General features: G+C 60.2%; 13 protein-coding genes. 6 read left to right on the top strand and 7 right to left on the bottom strand.

The genetic code is table 11. The annotated features are described in order from the left end of the window. Positions 1-8 precede the first annotated feature (8 nt). Positions 9-1,733 carry a ubiquinone-dependent pyruvate dehydrogenase gene (gene poxB / locus BT199_RS11295; RefSeq protein ID WP_072434488.1) on the top strand — a complete coding sequence of 575 codons (1,725 nt, stop codon included), beginning with the start codon at positions 9-11 and terminating at the stop codon, positions 1,731-1,733. Positions 1,734-1,846: 113 nt separating this feature from the next. Here poxB and BT199_RS11290 read toward each other — a convergent pair whose 3' ends face one another. Beyond that, positions 1,847-2,404, bottom strand: a complete 558-nt coding sequence (locus BT199_RS11290) for an NADPH-dependent FMN reductase (protein ID WP_020301562.1) — start codon at positions 2,402-2,404, stop codon at positions 1,847-1,849. 227 nt (positions 2,405-2,631) lie between these two features. Here BT199_RS11290 and BT199_RS11285 point away from each other — a divergent pair, with 227 nt between their 5' ends. After that, positions 2,632-2,868 carry a hypothetical protein gene (locus BT199_RS11285; RefSeq protein WP_032874044.1) on the top strand — a complete coding sequence of 79 codons (237 nt, stop codon included), beginning with the start codon at positions 2,632-2,634 and terminating at the stop codon, positions 2,866-2,868. Positions 2,869-2,917: 49 nt separating this feature from the next. On the opposite strand, the gene BT199_RS11280 is transcribed toward BT199_RS11285, so the two are convergent. Continuing rightward, positions 2,918-3,256, bottom strand: a complete 339-nt coding sequence (locus BT199_RS11280; RefSeq protein WP_020301563.1) for a hypothetical protein — start codon at positions 3,254-3,256, stop codon at positions 2,918-2,920. A 183-nt stretch (positions 3,257-3,439) separates the two neighbouring features. On the opposite strand from BT199_RS11280, the gene BT199_RS11275 reads away from it, so the two are divergent. After that, a complete protein-coding gene (locus BT199_RS11275; protein ID WP_014718261.1) occupies positions 3,440-4,348 on the top strand; it encodes a LysR substrate-binding domain-containing protein in 909 nt (302 codons plus the stop codon). A gap of 4 nt (positions 4,349-4,352) precedes the next feature. Here the strand turns inward: BT199_RS11275 and BT199_RS11270 are convergent, their stop codons facing one another. The 3 genes from BT199_RS11270 to dnaQ form a co-directional block, all read right to left on the bottom strand. Continuing rightward, positions 4,353-4,922: a GNAT family N-acetyltransferase gene (locus tag BT199_RS11270; protein ID WP_032903567.1), complete on the bottom strand. Its 570-nt coding sequence runs from the start codon at positions 4,920-4,922 to the stop codon at positions 4,353-4,355. A 20-nt stretch (positions 4,923-4,942) separates the two neighbouring features. Next, the gene (locus tag BT199_RS11265; protein ID WP_072434487.1) at positions 4,943-7,198 is read right to left on the bottom strand and encodes an Orn/Lys/Arg family decarboxylase; all 2,256 of its coding nucleotides are present in this window, start codon (positions 7,196-7,198) and stop codon (positions 4,943-4,945) included. Between the two features lie 584 nt (positions 7,199-7,782). Continuing rightward, the gene (gene dnaQ, locus BT199_RS11255; RefSeq protein ID WP_164692278.1) at positions 7,783-8,523 is read right to left on the bottom strand and encodes a DNA polymerase III subunit epsilon; all 741 of its coding nucleotides are present in this window, start codon (positions 8,521-8,523) and stop codon (positions 7,783-7,785) included. 202 nt (positions 8,524-8,725) lie between these two features. On the opposite strand from dnaQ, the gene BT199_RS11250 reads away from it, so the two are divergent. Next, entirely contained in the window at positions 8,726-9,031 is a 306-nt protein-coding gene (locus BT199_RS11250) for a DUF2388 domain-containing protein (RefSeq protein WP_003190695.1), read from the top strand. A 135-nt stretch (positions 9,032-9,166) separates the two neighbouring features. Here the strand turns inward: BT199_RS11250 and rnhA are convergent, their stop codons facing one another. Both rnhA and BT199_RS11240 read right to left on the bottom strand, forming a co-directional pair. Next, a complete protein-coding gene (rnhA, locus tag BT199_RS11245; RefSeq protein WP_003173571.1) occupies positions 9,167-9,619 on the bottom strand; it encodes a ribonuclease HI in 453 nt (150 codons plus the stop codon). A 31-nt stretch (positions 9,620-9,650) separates the two neighbouring features. Continuing rightward, positions 9,651-10,409, bottom strand: a complete 759-nt coding sequence (locus BT199_RS11240) for a class I SAM-dependent methyltransferase (protein ID WP_003190694.1) — start codon at positions 10,407-10,409, stop codon at positions 9,651-9,653. Positions 10,410-10,474: 65 nt separating this feature from the next. Here BT199_RS11240 and gloB point away from each other — a divergent pair, with 65 nt between their 5' ends. Beyond that, complete coding sequence (gloB, locus tag BT199_RS11235) at positions 10,475-11,242, top strand: hydroxyacylglutathione hydrolase (RefSeq protein ID WP_020301566.1); 768 nt, start codon at positions 10,475-10,477, stop codon at positions 11,240-11,242. A 98-nt stretch (positions 11,243-11,340) separates the two neighbouring features. After that, a complete protein-coding gene (locus BT199_RS11230; RefSeq protein WP_020301567.1) occupies positions 11,341-12,741 on the top strand; it encodes a transglycosylase SLT domain-containing protein in 1,401 nt (466 codons plus the stop codon). The last annotated feature ends 79 nt before the right edge of the window (positions 12,742-12,820 follow it).

Raw genomic sequence — 12,820 nt, 5'->3', positions numbered from 1 at the left:
AGTTCCTCATGGCGAAAATCAACCTGGCCCAGCAGTTGGCGACCACCCTGGAACAAGCGGGTATCAAACGTATCTGGGGGCTCACCGGCGACAGCCTCAATGGCCTGACCGACGCCCTGCGCAGCATGGACAGCATCGAGTGGATGCATGTTCGCCACGAGGAGGTCGCCGCCTTCGCTGCCGGTGCCGAAGCGGCGGCCACCGGCGAGTTGACGGTGTGCGCCGGCAGTTGCGGGCCGGGCAACCTGCATTTGATCAATGGTTTGTTCGATTGCCATCGCAACCATGTGCCGGTGCTGGCGATTGCCGCGCAGATTCCGTCATCGGAGGTTGGCCTGAATTACTTTCAGGAAACCCATCCCCAGGAACTGTTCAAGGAGTGCAGCCATTTTATCGAGCTGGTGAGCAACCCTGAGCAGATGCCCCATGTCCTGCACCGTGCCATGCGTTCGGCGATTCTTAACCGAGGCGTGGCGGTGGTGGTGATTCCGGGGGATGTGTCGCTGCTGGAGGTGGAAGATAAGCTCAAGCCGTGGCCGGCCTTGCACGCACCGCGCACCCTGCCGGTTGAGCAGGACTTGCAGCGCCTCACCGACATGCTCCAGAGCAGCGAGAAAGTCACTCTGCTGTGTGGCAGCGGCTGTGCCGGTGCCCACGATCAAGTGGTGGCGCTGGCCGACGCCCTCGGCGCGCCGGTGGTGCACGCACTGAGGGGCAAGGAGCATGTGGAGTGGGATAACCCGTTCGACGTCGGCATGACCGGCCTGATCGGTTTCAGCTCCGGCTACCACGCCATGCTCGATTGCGACACCTTGGTCATGCTCGGCACCGACTTCCCTTATCGCCAGTTCTACCCGACCGACGCCAGGATCATCCAGGTGGACCGCAACCCCCAAGCCCTGGGGCGTCGTGCGACCCTGGATCTGGGCATCGCCGCCGACGTCAGTGAAACCATCGCCGCGCTGTTGCCGCGCCTGACCCGCAAGACCGATCGCAGCTTCCTCGAGACCTCCCTGAAGCACTACGAAAAAGCCCGCCAAGGCCTCGATGACCTGGCGCAACCGTCCAAGGCCGGCCGGCCGATCCATCCCCAGTATGTGGCGCGCTTGCTCAGCGAGCTGGCCGATGATGATGCGATCTTTACCGCCGATGTCGGCTCACCCACCGTGTGGGCGGCGCGTTATCTGAAGATGAACGGCAAGCGCCGGCTGATCGGCTCGTTCAACCATGGCTCGATGGCCAACGCCATGCCTCAGGCTATCGGCGCCCAGGCAGCATTCCCTGGACGGCAGGTGATCTCGATGTCTGGGGACGGTGGTTTCACCATGTTGATGGGGGATTTCATTTCCCTGGCGCAACTGCAATTGCCGGTCAAACTTGTGGTGTTCAACAATTCGTCCCTAGGCTTTGTCGCCATGGAGATGAAGGCTGCAGGTTACCTGGACACCGGGACCGAGCTGAAAAACCCGGACTTTGCGGCCATGTCCAATGCCATGGGCATTTTGGGCATACGTGTGGAGCAATCCGAAGACTTGGAGCCGGCACTGCGCCGTGCCCTGGCCCACGATGGCCCGGTGTTGGTGGATGTGGTGACCGCGACTCAGGAACTGGTGATGCCGCCGAGCATCAAGCTGGAACAGGCCAAGGGGTTCAGCCTGTACATGCTCAAGGCGGTGATGAGCGGGCGTGGCGATGAGGTTATCGAACTGGCACGCACCAACTGGTTGCGATAACCCCATTGTGGGAGCGGGCTTGCTCGCGAAGGCGGTGTATCAGCCGATGATGTCTCTGCTGAACCACCGCCTTCGCGAGCAAGCCCGCTCCCACATTTGAGCGCATTGCCAAATCAATCCTTCTGTTTTTCTACCCACTTACCGTAGGCATCGATGAATGCCTGCAGGAACGGCTTGGTCTTTTCCGACACCTTCCCCGCCTCATCGAACACACTGCCTGCCCCGCCCAGATAGGCTTCCGGCTGTTGCATGCACCACACATCCAGGAACACCAGGGACTGGCGCAAATGGTGGTTGGCGCCAAAACCGCCAATGGCACCCGGCGACACGCTGATGATCGCCCCGGGCTTGCCACTCCAGGCGCTTTGCCCGTATGGGCGCGAGCCCACGTCAATGGCATTTTTCAAGGCCGCCGGCACGGAGCGGTTGTATTCGGGGGTGACGAACAGCACCGCGTCGGATGAACTCACTTGTTTGCGGAAAGTACTGTAGGCTGCGGGCGGTGTTGCACCGTCGATGTCCTCGTTGTAGAGCGGCAAGTCGCCGATTTCAACAATGTTCAACTTGAGATTGGCGGGGGCCAGTTCGGCCAGGGCCAGGGCGACCTTGCGGTTGATCGACTCTTTTCTCAAGCTGCCCACCAGGACGGCAATCGTGTAGACCTTGCTCATTGAGGTTTCCCGACTTCTGAATAAAGGAGCTTGTAGTTATAGAGGCTTCGCGACGCGTTCACCAGAGGGTTGTGCGGATTCCCTCGACGTTTTCCTTGCAAGCACTTGCGTAGGAAGCGTCTGAAAATATCAGCGAATAGTATTTTTTTCTTATAGGTAAACTACCCCGCTCCCTGACGGTCTACAGAACCGCAAATCGAGTGTTTATCTCCAGAGGTTCTAAACAGATGGCTGCAGTACTTGTTGGACAGTTTCATGCCAGAGACGCGGAAGGCCGCGTGTATTCGGTGCATGAGTTTCAGGAATCCAACCCGGCGCAAGGCGACCTGGCCGGATCGACGCCCACCACGACCTACAAGCTGGCCATTGGCGACCGTGTAGAAAAGCTGGAAGGTGATGAATTCAAACTGATCCAGTCGGGCACCATTCTCGTGCGCGAGTCCGAAACCACTCTGGCATCGTAAGCGCTTGCCTTGTTCACCTGCTCAGTCCTGGGGGCTGGGCTGGGGAAGCTCATGGGCGGCGGATCTGCGTCATCTCTATGCCCTGTTCGTCTTGCTTGAGCGTCACCAGCACCTGGCCGTGCTCCCCTTGCACGGTAAACATCGAGCGCTTGTAACCTGCTGCGTTGTACGCGGGGTAAGCCTCCACCTCCCTGATCAGGCTGATCCCCACGACTGCGCCCACCTGCTCGCCCACCTGTTGCTGGGAGCGAATAAAGGCTTCCAGTGCGAGATTGTCCGGCGTCGGTTCATCCTGATGATTGAAGAAGTAAGCCGCCAGGCCTCCCACGGTCACCAGGACCACGAGTTGCTTGGCGGTTACCCCGAAGAAAGTCGAGGGTAGAGGCATATGAGACCAGACCTGTTTTTTATTTTAAGTACCGGCAAACCGGCAGGGGTCGTTGCTGATCAGACCCGCCATTCTAATGGGGTCCTGGCTGAGCGCCATAGGCCGGGACGACCCCGGCAGTCTTTTTTGCGCACGAAGGCCTGCGCCATTGAATCCCCTGCGCACTGCACATAGACTCCGGCCATGCGTTTACGTCATATCGAAGTGATTCAGGCCATCTTGCAGACCGGCCACCTCGGCACCGCCGCCGAGTGGTTGCAACTCCCCGTGGGCGATGTAGACGCCACCCTCAAGGATGCCGAGCAGCAACTGGGCTTCATGCTGTTCGCCAGCGTGCGCGGGCGCTTGCAGGCCACGCGGGAAACCCTGGAGTTGCAGGCACAAATCACAACTCTGTATGAAGCCCTGGAGCCGTTGCAACGCCTTGCCAGCCGCTTGAAACACCATCATGCTCCGCCCCTGCGCGCCCTCTGCACACCGCCGTTGGCCAACCAACTGTTGCCGCAGAGCATTGCCGCGCTGCGTCGACGCTTCCAGGACATGCCGTGTAACCTGTCGAGCCGGCCAGTTGGCCAGATCATCAACAGCCTGCTGTTGCATGAAGCCGATGTGGGCCTGAGCCTGCATGACCCAGAACACCCCCATATCCAGAGCACGGTGCTGGCCCAAGGCAAATTGCAGTTGCTGGCCCCCCATGGCTGGCTCAAGCCCAAGCAAAAGTACATTGCGCTGCAGGAGTTGGCCGGCCAATCGTTGATCGGCCTTGAAGGCCATGATCCGCTCAGCCGTTTGCTGGACGCCAAGCTGCATGCCCTGCGGCCGGTGCCCGTGGTGCAGACGCGCGTACAAACCTACCCGATGATGCGCGGCCTGGTGGAAGCCGGAGAGGGCCTGGCGATTGTCGACCCGTTCACCGCCTTGGGTGCACGCGAGTCCGGGCTTGATGCGTGCCCGGTGTCACCACCGATAGTGGTCAGCCTGTATGCGCTGACCTTGAAAGACGCTGCGGCCTCCCCTGCATTGAATGCGCTGCTGGAGATCGTCATCCAGAAAGCCGAAAGCCTGCTTGGTAACGACACCAAGCCCCTGTAGGAGGTCAGACCGCCTCCACTTGCGCCTTGAACAACCGATACCAGAAAATCGCGACCTCGCGGGTTTGCGGGTCAATCCCGCGATAACGCAGTTGATCGATGCCGCCCATTACATAGCCACAACGCTCATACAGGCGACAGGCGCCGAGGTTGTTGTTCTGGGTCTCAAGCATCATGCCCGGCAGGTTCTTCTTGCGAGCCCAGAACTGCGCCACGTCCAACAACGACTTGGCCACGCCATGTCGACGCGCCGGTAACGCCACAGCCAACTCGTCAACATGGGCGAAACCGTTCCAGTTGGTGCTGACCACGATATGCCCCACTGCGCGGTCATCCAGGTACGCCATGAAGATCGAGCTGTCGGCGGCATCACGAAAACTGGCGAATTCTTCCGGGTCGATGCCATAGCACTTGCGGTACGGCAGCACTTTTTCCACCGGCCATTGGTCGACGCGCTGGCCCATTTGCGGCACCCCATAGGCGCTGACTTCAAAGCTGAAATCGTTGCCCCACACATAGGCGTCAAAACCTTCGTCGGCGACTCGCACACTGAGCCCTGGATACTTCGGGTTCATCACAGCTTGCATAAACTTCCTTAACCCTTGATGCAATCGACGGTGTAACGACGGCCAGTGCCGTCATCTTCGTGTTGCAGCCCATGCACATCCGCGACAAAACCGGGGAAACTGCTATCGAACGTGCGGGCAAATGCCAGGTAATCGATGATTGAACGGGTTGACTCGGTGAAGCGTTCGCCGGGCATGATCAGCGGTATGCCCGGCGGGTAAGGCACCAGCATCACGGCGGCGATGCGTCCGGCCAAGGCATCGATGCAGACCGCCTCCACCTCGCCCCTGACCAGTTGGTCGTAGGCATCGGCGGGTTTCATCGCGATTTGCGGTAATACCGTATACATACGTTTGAGGTGTCTGGCCGTGGCATTGCTACGGTAACAGCTGTGCAACTGGTCGCAAAGGTCGCGCAGCCCCAGGCCTTGATAACGCGCCGGGCCTTGGGCATACACCGACGGCAAGCAACTGGCCAGGCTGACATTGGCATCGTAGCTACGCTTGAACTCCAGCAACTCAGTGAGCAAGGTGCTCCATTTGCCTTTGGTAATGCCCATGGAAAACAGCACGAGGAACGAATACAGCCCAGTCTTCTCCACTACCAGACCGCGCTCCCAGAGGAACTTGCTGACCACTGCGGCGGGAATCCCGCAATCGCTCAAGGCCCCTCCGGCGTTGAGGCCAGGCATCACCAGCGTGACTTTGATCGGGTCCAGCAATACGTAGTCTTCGACCACGTCGCCAAAGCCATGCCATTCATCCCCAGGGTGCAACAGCCAATCCGCCGTGGCGACCCGGTCGATGCCCGCGACCGAGGGTGGCTGCCAGATGGAGAACCACCAGTCTTGGGCCGCTATATGCTGGCGCAAGTTGGCCAGGGCACGGCGAAAACTCAAGGCCTCGTCGAACATTTCCTGAAGCAGCGAGCGTCCGGCCGGGCCCTCCATCATTGCCGAGGCCACATCCAGCGACGCGATGATGCTGTATTGCGGCGAGGTGGAGATATGCATCATGAAGGCTTCATTGAAGCGGTCACGGTCCAGTTGCCGTGCGCCGCCGTCCTGCACGTGGATCATCGACGCCTGGCTGAATGCGGCCAGCAATTTATGCGTACTGTGGGTGGTGAACACCAAGGGGCTGTCCGGCGTGCGCGAGGTGCCCATGCCATAGCGCCCGGCGAAGAACTCGTGAAAGGCAGCATAGGCATACCAGGCCTCATCAAAGTGCAGCACCTCGACACTGTTGCCCAGTTGCTGCTTGATCAGTTCGGCGTTGTAACACAGGCCGTCATAGGTGGAGTTGGTCACCACCGCCAATTTCACTTTCGGTGGTCGCCCACGGGTCAAGGGGCTGGCGTCGATCTTGGCGCGGATCGACTCAGGGCTGAATTCGCTCAGGGGGATCGGGCCGATGATCCCCAGCTCGTTGCGCTCCGGGCACAGGTACAGCGGGATCGCGCCGGTCATGATGATCGAATGCAACACCGACTTGTGGCAATTGCGGTCCACCAGCACCAGGTCATCGCGCCCCACCATGGAATGCCAGACGATCTTGTTGGCGGTGGACGTGCCGTTGATCACAAAGAACGTATGGTCGGCGCCAAAGTTGCGCGCGGCGCGGGCCTCGGCTTCGGCCAAAGGCCCGGTGTGATCGAGCAGCGAGCCCAGTTCGGGCACCGACACCGACAAGTCAGAGCGCAGGGTGTTTTCCCCAAAGAACTGATGAAAGGCCTGCCCCACCGGGCTTTTGCGATAGGCCACGCCACCGCCATGACCGGGGGTGTGCCAGGAATAATTGGAGTCGGCGGTGTGTTGCACCAGCGCCTTGAAGAACGGCGGCAACAGGCCATCCAGGTACGTGCGTGCGGCGCGGGCGACCTGGCGCGCCAGAAACGGCACGGTGTCTTCGAACAGATATAGGATGCCGCGCAGCTGGTTGAGCTCGCTCATGGCATCGGCGGGTGCGTTTTCTAGCGTGACTTGCTCGCCCAGCGCAAAGATCGGCAGGTTGGGTGCGCGCAGGCGCGCCAAGCGAATCAACTCCACCATGTTCTGCAACAGATGGGTGTTTTCCCCAGCGCCTTCGGCGGCGATCAGCATGCAGGCCAGGCCGTGATGGGTAGCGGCCACTAGCCGCCCCTCGGCGTAGTCCACCGCAGAAAAAATACTGAAGCCCTCCTGTTCCAACTCCCTGGCGATGCCTCGAACCCGGTCACCGGCAACGGTGTCGGCCTTGATGTCACGGTGCACGATCAGAACGGGGAACTTCAGGTCCTTGTACATGAGCACTCTTACTCCGGAGGCTTTGCACAAAGGGTAGAAGCTGGAAGCAGATGTGGCGAATGAAGATTTCACAGGTGGTCGAGAGGTATCTACATAAGTCGCGAGGGAGCTTGCTCCCGTGACGGCCCGCCTGCCGGGCCATACCTGCCTCACACCCGCGATCAAACTGTGGGAGCTGGCTTGCCTGCGAATGCGGCCTGCCAGCCGACACTTATCTACCTGAGGCTCCGCAATCCAAATGTGGGTGGGCTGAGCCGGCATTCCGGCTTTTCCAAAGTGACCCGCTGTCAGAGCGGAACGCTAAGTGGCCATTACCGCAGGAATGGAGATGTACCCAATCCAACCGTGTTGACTGTCAGGCCGCATTCGCGAGCAAGCCCGCTCCCACAGTTTGATCGCGGGGCGTCAGGTCGATAGGCGTTGGCTGGCAGGCCGCTATCGCAGGCAAGCCAGCTCCCCCAGTTTGATCGCGCAGCGTCAGGTAGATAGGCGTTGGCTGGCAGGCCGTCACGGGAGCAAGCTCCCTCGCCACAGATGCAACTGTGTAAGTACCCATGGCTGAAAGCCTGCTCCTACATGAGCGGTTATTGCTGAGTGAGTTGAGTCCACAACGCCGGCGCACCGGCTGCCTTGGCAATCGCCTCCAGCCTTGCCGCATGCTCGGCCAGGTCCTGCTCGCTGGCACGGATGATCGGCGTCGGCTTGCGATCAGCTGGCAAGCGGCGGATTTCCGAAGGGCGGTTGCCCGAGCCTTCCGCCGAACCGCTGCCATCGGACGCATTACCGGCCAGGGACAGGCTGGTCTGCCCGCCGGTCATGGTCAGGTAAACGTCGGCCAGGATCTCGGAGTCGAGCAAGGCGCCGTGGAGTTCACGGCCGGAGTTGTCGACGCCATAGCGCTTGCACAAGGCATCGAGGCTGTTGCGTTGTCCCGGGTGGCGCTCGCGGGCCATCATCAAGGTATCGAGGATCGTGCAGTGTTGGGAGATGTCCGCACGGTCGGTCTGCCCCATCAGGGCAAATTCGTTATTGATGAAGCCGATGTCGAACGCCGCGTTATGGATGATCAACTGGGCGCCATTGATGAATTCGAAGAACTCATCGGCCACTTCGGCGAAGCGCGGCTTGCCCTTGAGGAATTCGTCGGTGATGCCGTGGACGCCAATCGCGCCCTCATCACTGTCGCGGTCCGGTTGCAGGTAGACGTGGAAGTGGCGGCCGGTCAGGCGGCGCCCCATCAGTTCGACACAGCCGATTTCGATGATCCGGTGACCATCGGTCACCGGCATGCCGGTGGTTTCGGTATCGAGTACAACAGATCGGATGGCCATCAGGGTTCAGCTCTCAACGGTTCGGTACAGTTCAAGGGGCGGGATATTAGCACGCTCTGTAAACGAAGCGCCCATGGCACCCAACCACCGGTGGACACCCAACAGTTATTTACAAGATTTCGCAAACTTGCTGCGGATTGCTACGCCCCTCATCGCTAACCTGCGCGCCTCCTCCAGATACGGAATTCCCTGACTCATGTTCAACCTGAAATGGCTGTTCATCCCCTGCCTGCTCAGCGCTGCCGGTGCGCAAGCCACCAGTTTCGTGATGACCACTGACGCCTTGGTGAGCCTGTCGATGAGTGCCACGGGCGGCACCAGCAGCAGCTTCAAGGACGACAAGATTGTGCTGGCAGCCAAGGCCGATGCCGCCTCGTTTGTCGCAAGCGAAGGTGCAATACGCGGTGCCCAACTAGAGTCAGCCTTGCGGCATATTCGCCAGACGAGAGTGGACCTGCGATACACGGACGAACAACTCGCCCGTGCGATCCTGGCTCTGTAAGCGACAACAATCACGGGATGTTTGTGATCAGGCCAACGTCTGCCTGCCTGAAGCTCAATGCCGTGCGGGTAGATTCGCCACACGCGATGGCGGCGGTGAAGCAGCGGCTCGAGCGGCCGCTGCGGTGTCGCTGACTCAGCTCTGCTTGTAGCCGCGCACTTCATCCACGCCACGGTTAGCCAACTGGTCGGCGCGCTCGTTGCCAGGGTGGCCAATGTGCCCGCGCACCCATTTCCAGGTGATGTCGTGACGGTTGCACTGTTCATCGAGCAATTGCCACAGGTCGGCGTTCTTGACCGGCTCCTTGGCCGCTGTCTTCCAGCCACGTTTTTTCCAGTTGACCATCCACTCGTTGATGCCCTTCATCACGTACTGCGAGTCGGTCACCAGCAGTACGTTGCAGCGTCGCTTGAGTTCTTCGAGGCCGCGAATCGCGCCCATCAGTTCCATGCGGTTATTGGTGGTATTGGCTTCGCCGCCCCACAGTTCCTTCTCCACGCCCTTGCACACCAGCAAGGCGCCCCAGCCGCCCGGGCCGGGGTTGCCCTTGCAGGCGCCATCGGTGAAGAGTTCTACGCTATCGGTCATCGGTTATTCGGCCTGAAATCAAAAAGAGGTTTTACGGTTCGCGTTGTTCGCGGTTGACCTTGGCCAACGGCATTGGCACGAGCTTGCCGATCGGCTCGCGGCGCACTTGTTGCACCGGTCGCAGCCCGACCACGATCTTGCGTGCAACCAGCAAATAAAAGCCGCCACCCGACAGCTGCCAGGCCCCTGCGCGGCGTTCCCAACCGGCCAGGCGGCCCTGCCACTTGGCCGTCGCAAGCGGCGGACGATAGCACCCGAAGCGGCGTTTCTCCAGCGCGAAGCCCAGCAGGTTGAGCCAGTCGCCCACCCGTGATGGCGCGATGCAACGCGCCTGACGCAGTCCGTCATGGGCGAACACACGGCGCAGGCCCCAACTGCTCCAGGGGTTGATGCCGACAATCAGTAAATGGCCACCAGGGCGCACGCTGCTCGCCGCTTCGCGCAACAAACCGTGGGGCGACAGGCAGAAATCCAGGCCATGCTGCAACACCACCACATCGGCGGCGTGTTCGCTCAACGGCCAGGCCTGTTCCTCGCAGACGATTTCCACACCTGGCAATGGCGCGCCCAGGCGTACATTGCGTTGCACCTGCGGTGCCGAGGGCGGCGTGTCGGCCGACGGCCCGTAATGCACCAGGTAGCCCCCAAAGAACCGGCCCAGCTCGTCTTCGAGCATGCGCCGCTCTTCTTCCAGCAAAAACTGCCCAATCGGCCCGGACAACCATTCGCGGGCGGCGCTGATCAGGGCCAGCCACTCAGGATCGGCCTGGGCGAACGCTTTATCAGTCATTGCATTCTCCAACTCGCCTAGACGTTCTAAGATGCACCAATGTGTTCAGCTTGGCGAATCGAAGAATGATACAGATCAGTGCCCTACCCGCCTTCACCGACAACTACATCTGGTTGTTACAAGACCCCACGACCCGGCGCTGCGCCGTGGTCGACCCCGGCGATGCCGCGCCAGTACTGGCCTGGCTCAAGCAGAATGCCGAGTGGCGCCTCAGCGACATTCTGGTCACCCATCATCACCATGATCATGTGGGCGGTGTGGAGCAACTGAAAACTGTCACCGGCGCCACGGTCTACGGCCCGGCCAACGAAAAGATCCCGGCGCGGGATGTCGCCTTGCAGGATAACGACCGTATCAGCGTGCTGGGCTGGGACTTCGACGTGTACGCCGTGCCCGGCCACACCCTCGGTCACATCGCCTTTTACCACCAGGGCGTATTGCTGTGTGGCGATACCTTGTTCGCCGCGGGTTGCGGTCGCCTGTTCGAAGGCACACCCGAACAGATGTACAACTCTCTGGAACGCCTGGCCGCCCTGCCCGCCGATACGCAGGTGTACTGCACCCATGAATACACGCAAAGTAACTTGAAATTTGCCCAAGCCGTGGAACCGCACAACGCCGACATCGCCGAACGGGTGGAAAATGTCGCCCAACTTCGCGCCCGTGGCCAGATGACGCTGCCATCCAACCTGGCCCTGGAAAAACGTACTAACCCTTTTCTGCGCACCGCTGAAACATCCGTTAAACAAAAAGCGGACGAACGGAACGGCCGCGACAACCGCTCTGGGGCCGAGGTGTTTGCTAGCTTGAGGGCTTGGAAAGATAAGTTCTAACCAGATGCAATCTGATACGTAATTTCTGAATGGTTGACCGGAACCAAAGCGCTTTCTAGAATCGCCCGACATTTTTGCCCGGAACTTACTTCCAGCCAATGTCGTCATCTATTCGTAAATCCATTTCTTCAGACGCATTGACCCGCCTGGCTCAAGCCGTGGCGGTGGCCGTTTCCGCGACTCTGGCGGGCTGCCAATCGACCAATTACGCTGCACAATCCACCGTGCAACCCAAACCGAATCTTGCTGCCAAGATCAAGCAAAAACCTATTTGGCTATCAGAGAAGCCCAGCCCCGAAGTACCCCAGGACGTCTGGGAACGCATGCGTCGGGGCTTTCAATTGCAGGACGGTGTCGGCGTCAACCCGCGCATCGAGCAACAGCGCCTGTGGTTCGCCAGTAACCCCTCCTTTCTGGAGAATGCCGGCGAACGCGGCAGCCTCTACATTCATTACATCGTCGAGCGCCTTGAAGAACGCAACATGCCCCTGGAGCTGGCGCTGCTGCCAGTGATTGAAAGTGCCTACAACCCAATGGCCTATTCGCGCAGCGATGCGGTGGGCTTGTGGCAGTTCATTCCCTCCACCGGGCGCTACTTCAACCTGCGCCAGACCCGCGCCTACGATGGCCGCCGCGACATCACCGCCTCCACCACCGCCGCCCTGGACTATCTGACGCGTCTGCATGACATGTTCAACGGCGACTGGCTGCTGGCCCTGGCGGCCTATAACGCCGGCGAAGGCACGGTCAGCCGGGCAATCGAGCGCAACGAAAAGCTCGGCCTGCCCACTGACTACTGGAACCTGCCCCTGCCTCAGGAAACCAAGGACTATGTGCCCAAATTCCTGGCCTTGTCCCAGGTGGTACTGGCGCCCGAGGCCTATGGCGTCAACCTGAACCCGATTGCCAACACACCGTACTTCGAAGTAGTTGAAGTCAAGCAAAGCATGGACCTGTCACGGGTTGCCGCGCTGGCCGAGATCGACGAAGACGAACTGTTCCAGCTCAACCCGGCCTTGAAACAACGCACCACTCTGGATGGCCCCCAGCATCTGCTGGTACCAACCTCCAAGGCCCAACTGCTGACCAGCACCCTTTCGACGATGAAGCCGGAAGAATTGCTGAGCATGCGCCCCAAGAAGCCGGTGTTCGACGAAGTCGAGACCAAGGCGGTTGCCGGGCGTACCCGCAGCTACAAGGTACGCAGTGGCGATAACCTCACGCTGATCGCCAAGGCCAACAAGGTTGACGTGCATGACCTGCAGCGCTGGAACAAGCTCAACGGCCAGGCGCTCAAGGTCGGCCAGACCCTGGTGATGCAGGACACGCGTAAAGTCGCGGCGAAAAAACCGGTGCAGTACAAGGTCAAGAAAGGTGACTCGCTGTACATGGTGGCCAAGCGTTTCAATGTCGAGATGCAACATCTCAAGCGTTGGAACCCGCGCACCGGCCAGGCATTGAAGCCAGGGCAGATGCTGGTGGTTTCCGGGCCGCGCTAAGGCCTCAGGCATTCTGGGGAACCCCTGTGGGAGCGGGCTTGCTCGCGAATGCAGTGTGTCAGTCAACAGAGATGTTGAT

Origin of the sequence: Pseudomonas sp. NFR02, from assembly GCF_900119375.1 — a bacterium.
Classification (GTDB): Bacteria; Pseudomonadota; Gammaproteobacteria; order Pseudomonadales; family Pseudomonadaceae; genus Aquipseudomonas; species Aquipseudomonas paracarnis.
This window is presented reverse-complemented; position numbering and strand designations above follow the sequence as displayed.